The organism is Haematospirillum jordaniae, assembly GCF_001611975.1.
Lineage (GTDB): Bacteria > Pseudomonadota > Alphaproteobacteria > Rhodospirillales > Rhodospirillaceae > Haematospirillum > Haematospirillum jordaniae.
The window spans coordinates 1,213,222-1,228,958 of record NZ_CP014525.1; the positions used below are offsets into that span (position 1 = coordinate 1,213,222).

Genomic DNA, 15,737 nt, shown 5'->3' on the forward strand with positions numbered 1-15,737 from the left:
CTTAGCCATTCTGGTCTGGTCGCCGTGCCTCTAGGATCCGGAAGGTGTGGGTTCGGGTGCCATCGGGTGCCGGTGCTCCCTCCCGGCAGCTAGTTTCATGCCAGAGTGCCGGGTCCAGCGCGGGAAAGAAAGCATCGCCCTGTGGATCCATATAGACATCGGTTTTGTAGACCCGGTCGGCACGATCTAGGGTTCGCACGTAGAGTTCTGCTCCCCCGATAATCATGATTTCCCCGCTTTCCTGTCCCAGCGGGTCTTGGGCGGCAAGGTCGATGGCCTGATCCAGTGATCCTGCGGTCAGAATGCCGTCGGCTGTCCAGGACGGATTGCGGGTCAAGACGATGTTGGTTCGTCCGGGCAGGGGGCGTCCCAGGGACAGGAAGGTCTTCCGCCCCATCAGAACCGGTTTTCCCATGGTCATGCGGCGGAAATACTGCAGGTCATCGGACAGTTTCCACGGCAGGGTGTTGTTGTGGCCGATCACCCCGTTACGGGCAACGGCAACAATCAGCGAGACCAGGGGGCGTGCTGTAGCCGGGGTACTGGTTTTTGTCATACTGCAACCGGGGCCTTGATGTGCGGATGGGCGGTGTAGCCTTCCAAGGTGAAATCTTCGTACCGGAACGCGAACAGGTCGGTCACGGCCGGGTTGAGGGTCATCCGTGGCAGGGTCATGGGCTTGCGGGTCAGCTGTTCGCGGGCCTGGTCCAGATGGTTGAGGTACAGGTGCGCATCCCCCAGTGTGTGGATAAACTCCCCGGGCTGGAGGCCGGTGACCTGCGCCATCATCAGGGTCAGTAGGGCATAGGAAGCGATATTGAACGGCACCCCAAGAAAAATGTCGGCAGAGCGCTGGTACAGCTGGCAGGACAGGCGGCCTTCCGCCACGTGGAACTGGAACAGGCAGTGGCACGGGGGAAGGGCCATGGAGTCCACCTGAGCCGGATTCCAGGCCGACACGATGTGGCGTCGCGAATCCGGGTTGGTGCGCAGGCTGTCCACCACGGTGCGGATCTGGTCCAGGGTCTGGTCCGGGTTGTCGGGCGTCGGGGCCGGCCACGACCGCCACTGGGCCCCATAGACCGGGCCGAGGTTGCCGTTCTCATCAGCCCATTCATCCCAGATGGAAACGCCGTGTTCCTTCAGCCAAGCAATGTTGGTATCCCCGCGCAGGAACCACAGAAGCTCGTAGGCAATGGACTTCAGGTGCAGTTTCTTGGTGGTGAGAAGGGGGAAACCGTCTTCTAGGTCAAAGCGCATCTGGTGCCCGAACAGGGATAGGGTGCCTGTTCCGGTGCGATCGGCCTTGCGGTGGCCGGTTTCCAGAACCAGCCGCATCAGGTCGTGGTACTGCTGCATGGGAATTGTGGCCTCGGTGTTGCGAAGGATGACAGGGTCTATAAAGCGTATTCTGCCTTTGTGGCGCAAGGGCAGAATCTCTGTGCGGTTTCGCTTGCATGCACAGGGCAAGACCCTATAGTCTTGTACTTGCCGGGCTTGCTCGGCTATGGCGCTAAACCCTTTGCGGAATAGGCGTAGCGGACCCGGGGGCGGTACCCGGCGTCTCCACCATCACTCCTCCCTGCCGGGCAGGGTGGATCTGTGGGGACGAAATAGGATCGACGCGCGTAGTAAAGGCCTAGGCTGTGCCCGGTATAGTATCCGCCGTTATCGGGCTGAACTCTACAAGTGCCAACGACAACGTTGAACTTGCCGCTGCCGCTTAATTGCCGGTAAGCGCGGTCCGGGGGGCACCGGGCAACAGAAGCCCCCCACTTTGGTTACCTGACGGGGCCGGATCTGTAGTGCCGGGAGTTTATAGTTTGAGCGAGATCCACATTTCCTACGAAGATCTGGTTGAGCAGGCGTTGCGCACGGTGTTGCGCGATGTACTGAGGGGGGCGCGCGACCAAGGCTTGCCCGGTGGGCATCATTTTTACATTACGTTCCAGACCGATGCTGATGGGGTGGTGATGTCCCCCCGCTTGCGGGCGCGCTATCCGGAAGAAATGACCATTGTCCTCCAGCACCAGTTCTGGAACCTGACGGTTGATGACGTGATGTTTTCCGTTGACCTGTCGTTTTCCGGACAAACAGAGCATTTGCGGGTGCCGTTTGCGGCTGTGACCGCCTTTGCCGATCCGTATGCCCGTTTTGGCCTGCAGTTTCGTGGCGGGCTTGATGTGGATGTGGATATGGAGGATGACGGGAGCGAGGACGACGGGTACGACGATCCGGAATACGGCGATGGCAAGCCCGTTGCCCGGAATACGGATGAAGCCCCGGGCGATGACTCCACCGGCCCTTCGGATGGCAGCAATGTTGTGGCTCTGGACGCCTTTCGCCGCAAATAGGCGTGGTTGCTGCCATTTATGATCGTGTACGGGCACCTCTGGCGGGTGCCCGTTTTCTGTGTGGCCATGCCGGGGGGATGGTTCTGTTGTCTCAGGGAGGCCGGGTCCGGGCGGGCTGGCAGGTCTAGGGGGGGGTGCCTGATCCAGTTTTCGCCGGGTCCTTGTCTGGACGGGCCGGACGTTTCGATCTATACCCGGCCAACGGGAGAGTTCTGCCCGCGCCCTGCCGCAACCAGCCGGGCCGGGCTGCTTGTTATGCAGGGAAACCACCATGATTGATGCCGCTTTTGCCGAAATCTTCCCCTTGGGAGAGGATACAACCCCTTGGCGTCGTCTGGACGGCGACTATGTCCGGACCGAGTCTTTTGCCGGGCAGGAGATGGTGGTGGTTGACCCACAGGCCTTGGTTCAGCTTTCGGCCGAGGCAATCCGGGATATTTCCCACTTGTTGCGCCCCGGGCATCTGGCCCAGTTGCGGGCAATTGTTGATGACAGCGAGGCCTCGCCCAATGATCGCTTTGTCGCGCTGGAGTTGCTGAAGAATGCCAATATTGCCGCCGGCGGGGTTCTGCCGATGTGCCAAGACACCGGCACGGCGATTGTCATGGGCAAGAAGGGACAGCGGATCTGGACCGGGGTTGATGATGCCCTGTATATCTCGCAGGGTATTGCCGATGCCTATACCCGCCTGAATTTGCGGTATTCACAGCTGACACCGCTGTCGATGTTCGAGGAGTCGAACACCGGCAACAACCTGCCGGCCCAGATTGACCTGTATGCGACCGAAGGGGCCGCCTACAAGTTCATGGTTATGGCCAAAGGGGGTGGATCAGCGAACAAGACATTCCTGTTCCAGGAAACCAAGGCGCTGCTCAACCCGGACAGCCTGCGCAAGTTTGTGTCGGAATCCGTGATCAAGCTGGGAACTTCGGCCTGTCCGCCTTATCACCTGGCACTGGTCATTGGTGGCACATCGGCGGAGATGACCCTGAAGACAGTCAAGCTGGCATCGGCCCGGTATCTGGATGGTTTGCCGACATCGGGCGGAAAGTTCGGTCAGGCGTTCCGTGATATCGAGATGGAGCAGCAGGTGCTGGAGATTACCCGCACGCTGGGGATCGGGGCCCAGTTCGGCGGCAAGTACTTCTGCCATGACGTGCGGGTGATCCGTTTGCCGCGCCACGGTGCCAGTTGCCCGGTCGGGCTGGGGGTATCGTGTTCGGCCGACCGGCAGATGCTGGGCAAGATCACCCGTGACGGTGTGTTCCTGGAAGCGCTGGAGACCGACCCGGCCCGTTATATGCCCGACGTGCGCGAGGACAAGCTGTCTGGCGAGGTGGTGCAGATCAACCTGAACCAGCCGATGGAGCAGATCCGCGCCACCCTGTCGCGCTATCCGATCAAGACCCGTGTCAGCCTGACCGGAACCATGGTGGTGGCACGTGATATTGCCCATGCCAAGCTGAAGGAACGCTTGGACGCCGGCAAGGGGTTGCCAGACTATATCAAGAACCATCCGGTGTACTATGCCGGTCCTTCCAAGACGCCGGACGGGTATGCCTCGGGGTCATTTGGTCCGACAACAGCCGGGCGCATGGATGCGTATGTGGACCTGTTCCAGTCGCATGGCGGCTCCATGGTCATGCTGGCCAAGGGCAATCGCAGCGCGGCGGTCAAGGAAGCCTGCAAGAAGCATGGCGGCTTTTATCTGGGGTCGATCGGCGGTGCGGCAGCCCAGCTGGCGGTGCAGTCCATCCGCAAGGTAGAGGTTCTGGAGTATCCCGAGCTGGGCATGGAAGCCGTGTGGAAGATCGAGGTGGAGAACTTCCCGGCCTTCATCATTGTTGATGACAAGGGCAATGACTTTTTCCGCCAGCTTTGAGGGAGGTTCCGGCGTCATGTTGGGCGCAGGTCGGTTCGGCAGGCTTTTCCGCGAGGTCGTGCTGGCATGATGGTTTCGTCTGCCGGGGCCATGGCGGCGGCGCGGGGCTGGATGTTTGATGGCCCGGCCGGTCCTTGCGGTGTGCCGTTGTCGGTTCCGCTGCTGATTCTGGCGCACGGGGCCGGTGCTCCCATGGACAGCCCTTTCATGAATGCTGTGGCGGGGTTGGTGTCGGAAGCAGGGGTGGCCGTGCTGCGGTTCGAGTTTCCCTATATGGCGGCACGCCGTGCGGGGCATGGGGGGCGGCGTCCTCCGGATAGGGAGCCGGTTCTGTTGCAAACCTGGGTCGAGACCGTGGCGCAGGCGCGGGCCTTGTTTCGTCCACCCTGTTTGGCCATCGGGGGCAAATCGATGGGTGGGCGCATGGCGGTCATGGTAGCGGCCGAGGTCGGGGCTGATGGTGTGGTGGCCTTGGGCTATCCCTTTCATCCAGCCCGGAAGCCGGGGCGGGTGGAAAAGCGATGTGCGCCGCTGGAAAACCTTTCAGTCCCGGGGTTGATTGTTCAAGGCACACGGGATCCTCTGGGGGGCGGGGCGTTGGTTGATACGTTGCGGTTGCCATCAAGCCTGGACATTCTCTGGATGTGTGACGGTGATCATGACCTTCGCCCCAGGGTATCGTCTGGTTACCGGGTGGAAGAACACCTGTGCCGGGCTGCCGGGGCTGTGGCAGATTTTGTTGCCATGCTGCCGGGGAAAGGTAACTATTTACCGTAGAACGAGATGTTCACATGTTGACGTGCCTGTTGCCCCTGTGGAAAATGCATGTATAAATAGGATACTGGCGGGGCCGGTATGGTCCAGCCCCGAAGAGGGAGGCAGTTATGACCGTGCCCCAGAGTATACCGGCCAATGCGCCTGCTGTTGTTCCGCCCGGGCGGAATGGTGGTGGCAGTACGGTTATCAAGCGCAGTGTTCGTATTGCCGGGCACCCTACATCGGTATCGCTGGAAGATGTGTTCTGGGACGCACTGCGTTCTATTGCCGCAACCCGCAGCCTGAGTATCAATGCCATGGTTTCGGAAATTGATTCTGCGCGCAGTCATACTGCGGGCGGTAATTTGTCCAGTGCGGTCAGGGTGTATATCCTTGAATGGTTCCGGTGCCGGGCTGTTGTACCTCCTCCCTCTCCGGATGCACCTGCATCCTGAGATCCTGTGCGGACTAGGGTGCGTGTTTTTCTTGCCTGTGGCCCGCCGGGGCGGCACTGTTCCCTGATCTGTATGACCCCGTTGGTGTGTAATGGCCCGTATTGATTTTTATCACCTGCAGCGATCCCGTCTGGAAGAGGTTCTGCCGCGCCTGCTGACCCGTGTTCTGCAAGCCGGAGAACGGGCCTTGGTGGTTGCCGGGTCAGAGGAGCGGGTGGAAGATCTGGTGCAGGCCCTGTGGAATGACCGCGATGGATGGTTGCCGCATGGATCCCGCCGGGACGGATACGCCGAAGAGCAGCCGGTGTGGTTGACCGAGGATCCGCAGGACAATGCCAACGGGGCCGGTTACCTGTTTTTGTGTGATGGCAGCGACAGTACCCTAGTCGAGGGCATGGAGCGGGTGTTCGACCTGTTCAACGGGCTGGATGAAGGCTCGGTTGCCCAAGCGCGGGAACGCTGGCGCCAGCGACGGGAAGAGGGGCACGCGCTGCGGTACTGGCAGCAATCTGGCGACGGGCGCTGGGTGGAAAAGGCCAGCGCCAATGCCGGGGCGTGAACACTTGCTGAAAGGGTAAGGTGCCTTGGTGCGCTAGGCCTGCTCGCGGGCGCTGGCTTCCTCCAGTTCCTCCACGGCCTTCAGCCACCGGTCCTCGGCCATTTGAAGATCGCGGCCAACAGCTCCCAGCTCCATGCGCAAGGCGGCGACCTTGTCATCCGGTCCACTGTACAGGGTCGGGTCGGCCAGCTTTGCTTCCAGATCATCTCGGCGTGCATTCAGGCGCGTGACCTGTTGTTCACACCGTTCCACACGCTGGCGCAAGGGGGCCAGGCGGGCGCGGATCTGCGCGGCCAGGCGTCGGTCCTCGCGGCGGTTGGTTGCTGTGCCGGTCCGGGGTGTGTCTGCAGCATCCTCATTTCCGGCCTTGCTGCCCCGGCGGTCGTCTCGCGCGCGGTCCAGCAACCACTGCCGGTAATCCGCCATGTCGCCGTCAAAGGGCTGGACCTGGCCATCGGCCACCAGCCACAGCCGGTCGGCGCAGGCCTCGACCAAGTGGGTGTCGTGGGCGATCAGCACCACGGCCCCGCCAAAGGCGTTAAGGGCCGACATCAGGGAATCACGGGTATCAATGTCCAAGTGGTTGGTGGGTTCGTCCAGCACGATCAGGTGCGGCTGTTCCCGGCACATCAGCGCGATCAGCAGGCGAGCCTTCTCGCCGCCGGAAAGCTTGGCCACCCGTGTTGTCGCATGGTCAACGCCAAACCCGAACCGGCCAAGAAAGGCGCGGACCCGGCTTTCCGGCGGGGCAGAGCCGCCTTTGGGGGTCATGGCGCGGCTCATGTGGCCAAGCGGGGTATCCTCGGGATTCAGTTCATCGGTCTGGTGCTGGGCGAAATAGCCGATGCGCAGTTTTGAAGACCGTTGCACGGTGCCCGACATAGGATCTAGGCGCCCGGTTAGCAGTTTGGCCAAGGTGGATTTCCCGTTCCCGTTGGCCCCCAGCAGCGCAATACGATCGTCCATGTCCAGGCGCAGGGAGATATCGCGCAGAACGGTCTTTCCGCCATAACCGACGCTGGCGTCATTGATGGCGATCATGGGCGGGGGCAGGGGTTCCGGATCGGGGAAGTCCAGCACAATGGTGCGTTCTTCGACCACGCTGACCGGAAGATCCATTTTTTCCAGCATTTTCATGCGGCTCTGGGCCTGGCGGGCCTTGCTGGCCTTGGCGCGGAAGCGGGCGATGAAGCCTTCCATCTTCTTGCGCTGTTCCAGAAGTTTGGCGTTCCCCTTGACTTGCAGGTCCAGTTTCTCGCGCCGTGTCTTTTCAAACGTGTCGTAGTTGCCGCCGTAGCTGGTCAGGGTCCGGTTTTCCAGGTGAAGGATCCGGTTTGGCACCTGGTTCAGCAGGTCGCGGTCATGCGAGATAACCACCAGGGTGCCGGGCCATTGGGCCAGATAGCCCTGCAGCCACAGCGTGGCTTCCAGATCCAGGTGGTTGGTCGGCTCGTCCAGCAGCAGCAGGTCGGGGCGGGAGAACAGGACGGCGGCTAGGGCCACGCGCATGCGCCAGCCGCCGGAATAGTCCTGCACCGGGCGTTCATGATCGGTGGCAGGAAAGCCAAGCCCGGACAAAATGCGTGCCGCCCGCGCCGGGGCGCTGTGGGCATCGATGGCATTCAGGCGTTCGTGGATATCGGCCAGCTCCCCCGGTGGGGGGTCCTGTTCCAGGCGCTGCAGCAGTGCCGAGCGTTCGGTGTCGGCGGCCAGCACGGTGTCGATCAGCGACCCGGTGCTTTCCGAGGCTTCCTGGCGCAGATAGCCGATCCTGGCCCGGGAGCGGGTGCGGATTTCACCCCCGTCGGGGGCAAGGTCGCCGGTGATCAGCTTGATCAGGGTGGATTTGCCGGTGCCGTTGCGGCCAACCAAGCCAACCCGGGCCCCAGCAGGGATGTGGGCCGAGGCGCCGTCCAGAAGGACGCGGCCGCCAAGGCGAAACAGGACGGAATTCAGGTGCAGCATGGGCGTTCGTCTAGCATACATCCGGAGTGGATGCAAAATGGTCGTTGTGTGCCGGTGCAAAACAGTTGGTTGTCAGGGCAGTGCTTTGCAGGTATAACCCCGGCGAAAGTTTTGTGCCTGCCTTCCGGATCCCGGGGCGGGCGCTGTTTGTCTTCCTTATGCCTGTCGGGCGGGGATGTCCCCCTTTCCGAAAGGGCCCCGTGCCTTTCAAGGAACATGCTGATCATGACTGTTGAACGTACCCTGTCCATTATCAAGCCCGATGCCACCCGTCGCAACCTGACTGGCAAGATCAATGCCCGGTTCGAGGATTCTGGTCTGCGTATTGTTGCCCAGAAGCGTTTGCGTCTGACCCGTGACCAGGCCGAAGGCTTTTATGCCGTGCACCGCGAGCGGTCCTTCTTCCCGGATCTGGTGTCCTTCATGATGTCTGGCCCGGTGGTGGTTCAGGTTCTGGAAGGTGAAAACGCCGTCCTGAAAAACCGCGAGATCATGGGCGCCACCAACCCGGCCAATGCTGACCCCGGCACCATTCGGGCTGATTTTGCCGAGTCGATCGAGGCCAACTCGGTCCACGGTTCCGACAGCCCGGAAAATGCCGCCGCCGAGATTGCCTTCTTCTTCTCCCAGTCGGAGATTGTCGGCTAATCCTGCGTGTGGATTGATGACGCTGAAAAGGCAGGTTCCATCAGGGGGCCTGCCTTTTTTACATGTCACCGCTGTGGATCAGGCAAGCGTGAGCGGTTGCGCCCGTGTCCCGTGTTGGATAGGGTGCAGCCTGCGCGGTGTTCCAACCGTGCTGTTGTCACTGTCCCCGTTCCGGGGTGCTTTATCCACAGAGGCCCACCATGTCCATTCTTGCCAGCCGCCTGTCTGCCATCAAACCTTCCCCGACCATTGCCGTGACCCAGAAAGCCGCAGATCTGAAAGCGGCCGGGCGTGATGTGATTGGTCTGGGTGCCGGAGAGCCGGACTTTGACACCCCGGATCATGTCAAGGCGGCGGCAAAGGCGGCCATGGACCGTGGTGAGACCAAGTACACTCCGGTTGCCGGCACGCTGGTCCTGCGCAAGGCGATTGTGGAGAAGTTCCACCGCGAGAATGGGCTGACCTATACGCCGGACCAGATCACGGTGGGATGTGGTGGCAAGCAGGTCATCTATAACGCCATCATGGCGACCGTGGATACCGGTGACGAAGTGATTATTCCGGCCCCGTACTGGGTGTCTTATCCGGATATTACCCTTCTGGCCGGGGGAACGCCGGTGTTTGTGGCCTGTGGCGAGGCCGATGGCTTCAAGCTGACGCCGGCAGCACTTGAAAAGGCCATTACCCCGAAAACAAAGTGGCTGATCCTCAACAGTCCCAGCAACCCGACCGGTGCGGCTTATTCTGCCGACGATTTGCGCGCCTTGGCCGATGTTCTGCTGAAGCATCCGCACGTGTGGGTGATGACCGACGATATGTACGAGCATCTGGTTTACGACGGCTTCCGCTTTGCCACCATTGCCCAGGTTGAACCAAAGCTGGTCGATCGTACGCTGACCATGAACGGTGTGTCCAAGTCCTTTGCCATGACCGGCTGGCGGGTTGGCTATGCCGGCGGGCCTTTGCCGCTGATCAAGGCGATCAACATGGTGCAGTCCCAGAGCAGCACGCACACTAGCTCCATTTCCCAGGCTGCCGCCGCTGCGGCGCTGTCACAGCCGATGGATTTCTTCCCGGCCTGGCGCGAGGCTTTCCGGGCCCGTAGGGATCTGGTGGTGCGGATGCTGAACGCGGCAAAGGGGCTGACCTGCCTGACCCCCGAAGGGGCGTTTTATGTGTACCCGTCCTGCGCCGGGATAATAGGCAAGAAGGCTCCGTCCGGGCGTACGATTTCCAGCGACAGTGATTTCGTCACCGAACTTCTGGAAGCCGAAGGCGTGGCCGCCGTGCAGGGCGAGGCGTTTGGCCTGTCTCCGTATTTCCGCATTTCATATGCTACATCGGAACAGGTTCTGACCGAAGCCTGCACCCGGATCCAGCGTTTCTGCGCCAGCCTGTACTGAACAGGCAATCTGTCGGCCCGCACCGCGATCCGTGGTGCCTGGCTGACGGCTGTCAGGAGCGGGGTACCTTGGGGATCCAGACGGTCTGGTAGTCGACCATGGGTTCCCGGCGTCCCCGCAGCCATGGGTTCAGGGCAAGGATGACATCGGGGTTTGTGCCTTCGCGCCGGGCGAAGCTTTCTACTGTGTCGCCGTGGCGGGCCATGCCGCGCAGGACCGGGAAGTCTGCCATGCCCCTGACCTCGGTCGGGGCATAGGTGGAGTCAAGCCGCTGGTTCAGGTTGGCATTATATTCTGCCAGTTCATGGACCCGGGCTTCCAGTTCCGCAACCTGCTGTTCCAGCTCCATGACGCGTGCGCCGGCTTCAATGTTGCGGGCGATCATGGCGTCTTGGGCTGCTTTTTGTTCACGCAACGCATCCCGCAGGAACAGGGCGCTTGCCGTTGATCCCAAGACAAGACAGGTTACAAGGGCGATCAACACGGTTTTCAGCATGCGTGATGGTCGCGGAGTCATAACACGTCTGTATCCTGGGGCTTTCCCTGCGTACCGTGCGTTCAATGACACAGCAGAAGGGGAATGGTGGCATGATCCAAGACATGGCGCGTGACGCCGCCCAAGATCAATTGGCGTAGTCGGGAGTGGGTAAAGGCACCCATGACCAGAAGGTCAGCCTGTTCCTGGCTTGCCGCTTCTAGCAAGGCACCGCCGACGGCGTTGCCGGTCAGCCCGGTGGGTTTGATCTGGCGGGTCTTGATGGCAAGCCCATGCCAGCTAAGCCAGTGTTCCAGGTCCCGTGTTGCAGCATCGGCATGGCCTTCATCGGCAACCAGAACAGTGATGGCTTCAGCCTTCAGAAGGAAAGGCAGCGAGGCATGGATGGCCCGCACCGCTTCCGGGCTATTGTTCCAGGCAATGGCGACAGATTTTCCCAGTTGACGCACCGGTGTGCGCGGGGCAACCAGCAAGGGGCGCACGCTGTCCATCAGCACGGCGTTCAGGGTTGCCTCCAGCCACGGGTCTTCCTCTCCGGTTGGACGCCCGGCAATGACCAGATCGCACAAACGCCCCAGCCGTGTTGCGATGCTGTCTTCGGACCCCGTTTCCTCGCGGAAGGAGATCGAGACCGACGCCGGTCCCGGTGGTTCTTCGACAACGGGAAGGCTGTAGCGGGTCACAAGGCTGTCAAACAGGGCATGCACCCGGTTGGACTGCTCGCGGCCGCGGGTTTCACACAAGCGGATCATTTCATCAACCATGGCCCCGGACATGGCTTCGCCCACCAGGGGGACAGCCTGTGCCGGGTCAGGGCGTACATGGAGAACCTGGATATGGGCGGCAAAATCTCTTGCAACAAGCAGGGCTGTTTCAAGTGTTGAAATGCCGCCCTCGGTATCTGGAACAACTGCTTGGAGGATGCGTAAACTGGACATCTGTACAGGCTCCCTTCGTAGCGGGAGAGGTGTGCGTATAGCTGCCTCCTCCCCTATGGCATGCGTGGGAGTATGAACCAGTTCCTGGTTCCAGAAAAGCCCAAAGGATTGAAGGAGCTACAGGGTCTCAGGCATTACAGCATTTTTTGAATTTCTTGCCTGATCCACAGGGGCATGGATCATTGCGTCCTGCCTTTGGTGTTTTCAGGCGTACCGTTCGTGGTCCGGTATTGCCATCAATATACATCCAGCGTCCGTCAATTTTCTCGAACCGGCTGGATTCATGGTGGGCATAGTCCTTGTCGCCCACTTTGAACCGAGCCACGAATTCAACAAACCCGGTTGTATCGTCCGGTTCCGTACCACCCTCGGAAGACAGGATGGAAAGGCCAAGCCACTCGCTTTCCATCGCCCAAGCCTGCACGTGGTCCCGGTTAAAATCCACGCGGCTTTCCGGGGACAGAGTTTGTTCAATATAATCAACGTTATGTACAACAAAGGCCGCATAGCGGGACCGCATCAGGGCTTCTGGTGTCGGCGGCAGCCGGGTTCCGGCATGGAAAGGACCGCAGCATGTGTTGTATGTGGCTGTGGACCCGCAGGGGCATTCAGCCTGATCGGTGATTGGCGCATTCATGATCATCATGCCTTCTTGCGCAGTTGGGTGGATTTTGCTGTGCTAGCCCGTACGGCATCCAGTGCGATGGCATCGGTCACTTCCTTGCTGCCAGAACTGTCGATGCGTGTCCAGCGCACTTCACCCACATTCCATGCCAGCTGTTTGTGCAGAACTTCAACGGTGGCATCAGACGGGGTCCGCTTACGGTTTTCAATGCGGGTTGCGGCGATTTCAGGATCTGCTTCCAGCCACAGGCCGATAAATGGAACCCCAAGCTCGTGGGCCAACTCTTCAATCCGTTCCCGTTCTTCCTGTTTAGCAAAAACGGCGTCGGCAAGGACGGGCAGGCCATCGGCGATAACGCGGCGGCAGTCATCATACAGGGTGTCGTAGGTCTTGCGTGACATTTCCCCGGTATAGGCAGACGGTGGCAGGTGTTCATAAGGGTCGTGGTCAAGGATGCGCTTGCGGATGACATCGGTTCGCAACACGATCCCGCCAAAGGCACCGCCCAGATGCGGGGCAAGGTGACGGGCGCAACGGGATTTTCCGGAGCCGGACAATCCACCGACGGCGATAATCATCGGTGTGGGGCGTTGCAGGGCTTCTAGGGCTTCCTGGTGATAGATGCGTGCCTGTTCCTGCATGGGGGCAGGGTTGCTTTGATGAGGGGCCATGGAGGCCGATATAAAGCTGCGGATCTGGGCCCGGATGGCGATGAACAGGGGAAGGGCGGCCAGACCATCTAAGTCATTGCGCCATTCCAGATAGGCATTGAGCAGGATGGAGGCTTCCGGTTTGTACCCGCAGTGGAGCAGGTCCATCATCAGGAATGCAAGGTCGTACAGAACATCGATGGTCGAAAACAGCTCGTTGAATTCGATGCAGTCAAACAGCATCGGCTTGTTCTCGGACAGGCAGATGTTCCCCAAGTGCAGGTCGCCATGGCAGCGACGGACCTGACCGGAATGGCTGCGCGCATCAAGGAGGGGCGACAGCTGGCGAACCTCTGCCATCAGCTGCCCGAACAGGTCGCTGACGGAATCCGCGTCCAGAACGGGCATCCCGGTTCCGCTCTCACAGTGAGGCGTGGTCGCCTTGTGGTTCCGGTCCAGGATCGACATAACCCCCTTGGAGCCGAATCGGCCCGGGAAAATTTCAGCATTGCTGTGGAACCTGGAAATGGCTTCGGCCATATCCAGCAGCATGTTGTAGGACAGCCCCCCCTCGCGCCGGGCGACGGCAGACAGCAACATGTCTTGGGGGAATCGCCGCATTTCAATGACCCATTCCACGGGTTCCCCAATTCCCCCCAGCATCAGATCCCCGTTGCCGTTGCGGGTGACGGGAACGACATCCAGGTACAGGTCCGGCGCGGTGCGGCGGTTCAGGGATACCTCGGCCTGGCAGGCATCATGACGCATGGCGCAGGTTGCAAAGTCTAAGAAAGGCATGGTTACAGCTTTTTTTACCTTCCAGGCCCGGTCGCCGGACAGGAACACCGTTGATATGTGGGTGTCTATTCTTTCAACCGCCTGTCCATTGTGTGTGGCGGGGTCGGCGAGAAATGCAAGAACGACATCCTGCGGTGACGATATGGTCATCGTGAAGCAATCCGGGGCTGGTCCAGGAAAAGTGTTGCGGACACTAACCGAAACGAACGTGAACGTGAACAAGAAAGCGCATTGTTTTTACAATTATGGTGAAGAATGGGGGAGAACCTTGACGTAAAGGGCTGTTTTCCTGATAGTTGGGCCTCTGTGTGCCTGGATCCGGGCCCCTCTGGCGGTTGAGGCGTCACCGTGATGTCGGATCCCCGTTTCAGTTTGCGCGAACGCGGCGCGCTTGTGTATCCGGAGCGTGTCCATGGATTTGACCGTTTTGGCCTGGGGCGGCTTTGCCGTCTTTGTGCTTGGGCTTCTGGCTCTTGATCTTGGGGTGCTGAACCGCCGGGACGAGGTTGTGTCCCTGCGCCAGTCCCTTTTGATGTGCTTGTTCTATTTTGTGCTGGCGATGAGCTTCGGGGCGGGGGTCTGGTATCTCCGTGGCCCTGTATCCGGGATGGAGTTCCTGACCGGGTATCTGATCGAGCTGAGCCTTTCCATCGACAATATCTTTGTGATTGCGCTGGTGTTTACGGCTTTTGCTGTTCCACCCCGTTACCAGCACCGGGTTTTGTTCTGGGGGATTATTGGTGCGCTGGTGATGCGCGCGGGCATGATTCTAGCCGGGACAGCGCTGGTACGCGAATTCCACTGGATTTTGTATCTGTTTGGCGCGTTCCTAGTGTTCACCGGTATCAAGATGGTGGTAGCTGCAGATGCCGAGCCAGCGCCGGAGAAAATATGGCTGGTGCGTCTGGCCCGGCGTTTCTTCCGCGTGACCCGGGATTTTCACGACCATAACTTTTTTGTCACCATTGATGGCGTGCGCCATGCGACACCCTTGTTTCTGGCTCTGCTGGCGGTCGAGGCTGTGGATGTGGTTTTTGCCGTAGACAGCATTCCGGCGATTTTCGCCATTACCACAGATCCCTTTATTGTTTTTACCTCCAACGTCTTTGCCATTCTGGGATTGCGGTCCCTGTATTTTGCCTTGGCCGGGTTGTTGCCGCGGTTCCGGTATCTGAAATATGGCCTGGCGCTGTTGCTGGTCGTGGTCGGTGTGAAGATGCTGATGGTCGATTTCTACAAGATGCCAACCTGGGTCGCCTTGTCCCTGATTGTCGGCATTATCGGGGGATCGGTCCTGCTTTCTATCTGGAAAACCCGGAATGAGGGTCTCCAGGCTGCGCCGGAGCCACTGGACAATCGCGATCCATGATGTGAGGGGTGTGCAGAAAGGCGGGAACAGGTTCCCCGCCTTTTGATTCCGGTGCGTGTATGTGCGGGGCGGTCTATTCTCGGAACTTGGACTGGCGGATTTTTTCAGCCTCCCCCGAAGCTTCCAGAGCATCAAGGGCAGCCTGAAGCTTGGAGACGAGGGCATCGTCCAGTGTGCGGTTGCAGGCCAGTGCCAAGGTATTTTCGCGGATCTCCAGAACCTGTTCGATCTCTAGGCCGCCATCCTTAGCCAGCTTCATGCCGGAAATCTGGGTTGTTGCCCAAGCATCAATCTTGCCGGATTCCAGCTTCTTGACATTGAAGTGGTCTGCTGTTGCTTCTTCAACGGAGAAGCCCCTGCCTTTCAGGTGCACGGCAATAGCATCGCCGATATAGCCGCCAATGATTTTGCCTTTCAGGTCATCAAGGCTTTTGGCTTGCAGCGGGCTGCCCTTTTTCCTGTAGACCACCCACCGATTTGTTTCGATCGGGCTGACCCATTTGAACAGGGGCTTGCGGTCTTTTGTGATCTGGGTCGGGAAGACGCAATTTTCAGGTTTGACAAGAGCCGTGTTGTACGACCGGTTCCACGGACCATTGACAATCTGGTAGCTGATGCCCGCCTGTTTCATGATCAGGCGCACAATCTCGACAGCTGTGCCTGTAGACTTGTGTTCTTTGGTATAGCTGAAGGGATACCATTCTTCGGTATTGAGGGTCAGGATCGGTGTTGCCGACGAGGCCTGCTTTGGCAGCATCGCGCACGCAAGCACGGCAAGCACAGGGCGTATGCGCATAAGGTGCTCCTTGCCTCTCTCACCTATGCCTGAAGGCAGGATC

The 15,737-nt window shown here is 59.9% G+C and carries 16 protein-coding genes and 1 other RNA gene; 9 read left to right on the forward strand and 8 right to left on the reverse strand.

Translation table 11 applies throughout. From position 1 onward, the window contains the following. Window position 1 precedes the first annotated feature (1 nt). A complete protein-coding gene (locus AY555_RS05690) occupies window positions 2-556 on the reverse strand; it encodes a dihydrofolate reductase (RefSeq protein ID WP_066134550.1) in 555 nt (184 codons plus the stop codon). After that, entirely contained in the window at window positions 553-1,359 is an 807-nt protein-coding gene (locus AY555_RS05695; protein ID WP_066136647.1) for a thymidylate synthase, read from the reverse strand. Before AY555_RS05695 ends, AY555_RS05690 begins: the two co-directional genes overlap by 4 nt. 90 nt (window positions 1,360-1,449) lie before the next feature. Between AY555_RS05695 and ssrA the strand changes: the two genes are divergently transcribed. The 6 genes from ssrA (at window position 1,450) to AY555_RS05725 (ending at window position 6,006) form a co-directional block, all read left to right on the forward strand. Continuing rightward, window positions 1,450-1,777: a transfer-messenger RNA gene (gene ssrA, locus AY555_RS05700) on the forward strand. Between the two features lie 46 nt (window positions 1,778-1,823). Then, window positions 1,824-2,354 carry an SspB family protein gene (locus AY555_RS05705; RefSeq protein ID WP_066134555.1) on the forward strand — a complete coding sequence of 177 codons (531 nt, stop codon included), beginning with the start codon at window positions 1,824-1,826 and terminating at the stop codon, window positions 2,352-2,354. 271 nt (window positions 2,355-2,625) lie between these two features. Further along, window positions 2,626-4,236, forward strand: a complete 1,611-nt coding sequence (locus AY555_RS05710; RefSeq protein WP_066134558.1) for a fumarate hydratase — start codon at window positions 2,626-2,628, stop codon at window positions 4,234-4,236. A gap of 66 nt (window positions 4,237-4,302) precedes the next feature. Then, the gene (locus AY555_RS05715; RefSeq protein WP_066134560.1) at window positions 4,303-5,013 is read left to right on the forward strand and encodes an alpha/beta family hydrolase; all 711 of its coding nucleotides are present in this window, start codon (window positions 4,303-4,305) and stop codon (window positions 5,011-5,013) included. A gap of 107 nt (window positions 5,014-5,120) precedes the next feature. Further along, entirely contained in the window at window positions 5,121-5,447 is a 327-nt protein-coding gene (locus AY555_RS05720) for a ribbon-helix-helix domain-containing protein (RefSeq protein ID WP_082811874.1), read from the forward strand. A 91-nt stretch (window positions 5,448-5,538) separates the two neighbouring features. Continuing rightward, the gene (locus AY555_RS05725; RefSeq protein ID WP_066134565.1) at window positions 5,539-6,006 is read left to right on the forward strand and encodes a DNA polymerase III subunit chi; all 468 of its coding nucleotides are present in this window, start codon (window positions 5,539-5,541) and stop codon (window positions 6,004-6,006) included. 33 nt (window positions 6,007-6,039) lie between these two features. Here the strand turns inward: AY555_RS05725 and AY555_RS05730 are convergent, their stop codons facing one another. Beyond that, window positions 6,040-7,971, reverse strand: coding sequence for an ABC-F family ATP-binding cassette domain-containing protein (locus AY555_RS05730; RefSeq protein ID WP_066134568.1), 1,932 nt, complete (start codon window positions 7,969-7,971; stop codon window positions 6,040-6,042). A 225-nt stretch (window positions 7,972-8,196) separates the two neighbouring features. On the opposite strand from AY555_RS05730, the gene ndk reads away from it, so the two are divergent. Both ndk and AY555_RS05740 read left to right on the forward strand, forming a co-directional pair. Beyond that, window positions 8,197-8,619 carry a nucleoside-diphosphate kinase gene (gene ndk / locus AY555_RS05735; protein WP_066136653.1) on the forward strand — a complete coding sequence of 141 codons (423 nt, stop codon included), beginning with the start codon at window positions 8,197-8,199 and terminating at the stop codon, window positions 8,617-8,619. A gap of 200 nt (window positions 8,620-8,819) precedes the next feature. Beyond that, window positions 8,820-10,022, forward strand: a complete 1,203-nt coding sequence (locus AY555_RS05740) for a pyridoxal phosphate-dependent aminotransferase (protein WP_066134571.1) — start codon at window positions 8,820-8,822, stop codon at window positions 10,020-10,022. A gap of 52 nt (window positions 10,023-10,074) precedes the next feature. On the opposite strand, the gene AY555_RS05745 is transcribed toward AY555_RS05740, so the two are convergent. The 4 genes from AY555_RS05745 to AY555_RS05760 all read right to left on the reverse strand — a co-directional run bounded on the left by AY555_RS05745 (window position 10,075) and on the right by AY555_RS05760 (window position 13,679). Next, window positions 10,075-10,539 (reverse strand): hypothetical protein, encoded by a 465-nt coding sequence (locus AY555_RS05745; protein ID WP_156483316.1) that lies wholly within the window; start codon window positions 10,537-10,539, stop codon window positions 10,075-10,077. 41 nt (window positions 10,540-10,580) lie between these two features. Continuing rightward, complete coding sequence (locus tag AY555_RS05750) at window positions 10,581-11,456, reverse strand: universal stress protein (protein WP_066134578.1); 876 nt, start codon at window positions 11,454-11,456, stop codon at window positions 10,581-10,583. A gap of 127 nt (window positions 11,457-11,583) precedes the next feature. Then, the gene (locus AY555_RS05755; protein ID WP_245176888.1) at window positions 11,584-12,102 is read right to left on the reverse strand and encodes a YchJ family protein; all 519 of its coding nucleotides are present in this window, start codon (window positions 12,100-12,102) and stop codon (window positions 11,584-11,586) included. Then, window positions 12,099-13,679 (reverse strand): bifunctional aminoglycoside phosphotransferase/ATP-binding protein, encoded by a 1,581-nt coding sequence (locus AY555_RS05760; RefSeq protein ID WP_066134581.1) that lies wholly within the window; start codon window positions 13,677-13,679, stop codon window positions 12,099-12,101. The genes AY555_RS05755 and AY555_RS05760 overlap by 4 nt, the downstream gene beginning before the upstream one ends. 262 nt (window positions 13,680-13,941) lie before the next feature. On the opposite strand from AY555_RS05760, the gene AY555_RS05765 reads away from it, so the two are divergent. Beyond that, a complete protein-coding gene (locus AY555_RS05765; protein WP_066134584.1) occupies window positions 13,942-14,898 on the forward strand; it encodes a TerC family protein in 957 nt (318 codons plus the stop codon). 73 nt (window positions 14,899-14,971) lie between these two features. On the opposite strand, the gene AY555_RS05770 is transcribed toward AY555_RS05765, so the two are convergent. Continuing rightward, window positions 14,972-15,694: a substrate-binding periplasmic protein gene (locus tag AY555_RS05770; protein WP_066134586.1), complete on the reverse strand. Its 723-nt coding sequence runs from the start codon at window positions 15,692-15,694 to the stop codon at window positions 14,972-14,974. Window positions 15,695-15,737: the final 43 nt, after the last annotated feature.

Bases quoted from the DNA above. Each gene is read 5' to 3' on its own strand.
- AY555_RS05690 (WP_066134550.1), bottom strand. From the start codon at position 556: ATGACAAAAACCAGTACCCCGGCTACAGCACGCCCCCTGGTCTCGCTG.
- AY555_RS05695 (WP_066136647.1), bottom strand. From the start codon at position 1,359: ATGCAGCAGTACCACGACCTGATGCGGCTGGTTCTGGAAACCGGCCAC.
- AY555_RS05710 (WP_066134558.1), top strand. From the start codon at position 2,626: ATGATTGATGCCGCTTTTGCCGAAATCTTCCCCTTGGGAGAGGATACA.
- AY555_RS05715 (WP_066134560.1), top strand. From the start codon at position 4,303: ATGATGGTTTCGTCTGCCGGGGCCATGGCGGCGGCGCGGGGCTGGATG.
- AY555_RS05720 (WP_082811874.1), top strand. From the start codon at position 5,121: ATGACCGTGCCCCAGAGTATACCGGCCAATGCGCCTGCTGTTGTTCCG.
- AY555_RS05725 (WP_066134565.1), top strand. From the start codon at position 5,539: ATGGCCCGTATTGATTTTTATCACCTGCAGCGATCCCGTCTGGAAGAG.
- AY555_RS05730 (WP_066134568.1), bottom strand. From the start codon at position 7,971: ATGCTGCACCTGAATTCCGTCCTGTTTCGCCTTGGCGGCCGCGTCCTT.
- ndk (WP_066136653.1), top strand. From the start codon at position 8,197: ATGACTGTTGAACGTACCCTGTCCATTATCAAGCCCGATGCCACCCGT.
- AY555_RS05740 (WP_066134571.1), top strand. From the start codon at position 8,820: ATGTCCATTCTTGCCAGCCGCCTGTCTGCCATCAAACCTTCCCCGACC.
- AY555_RS05745 (WP_156483316.1), bottom strand. From the start codon at position 10,539: ATGACTCCGCGACCATCACGCATGCTGAAAACCGTGTTGATCGCCCTT.
- AY555_RS05750 (WP_066134578.1), bottom strand. From the start codon at position 11,456: ATGTCCAGTTTACGCATCCTCCAAGCAGTTGTTCCAGATACCGAGGGC.
- AY555_RS05755 (WP_245176888.1), bottom strand. From the start codon at position 12,102: ATGATGATCATGAATGCGCCAATCACCGATCAGGCTGAATGCCCCTGC.
- AY555_RS05760 (WP_066134581.1), bottom strand. From the start codon at position 13,679: ATGACCATATCGTCACCGCAGGATGTCGTTCTTGCATTTCTCGCCGAC.
- AY555_RS05765 (WP_066134584.1), top strand. From the start codon at position 13,942: ATGGATTTGACCGTTTTGGCCTGGGGCGGCTTTGCCGTCTTTGTGCTT.
- AY555_RS05770 (WP_066134586.1), bottom strand. From the start codon at position 15,694: ATGCGCATACGCCCTGTGCTTGCCGTGCTTGCGTGCGCGATGCTGCCA.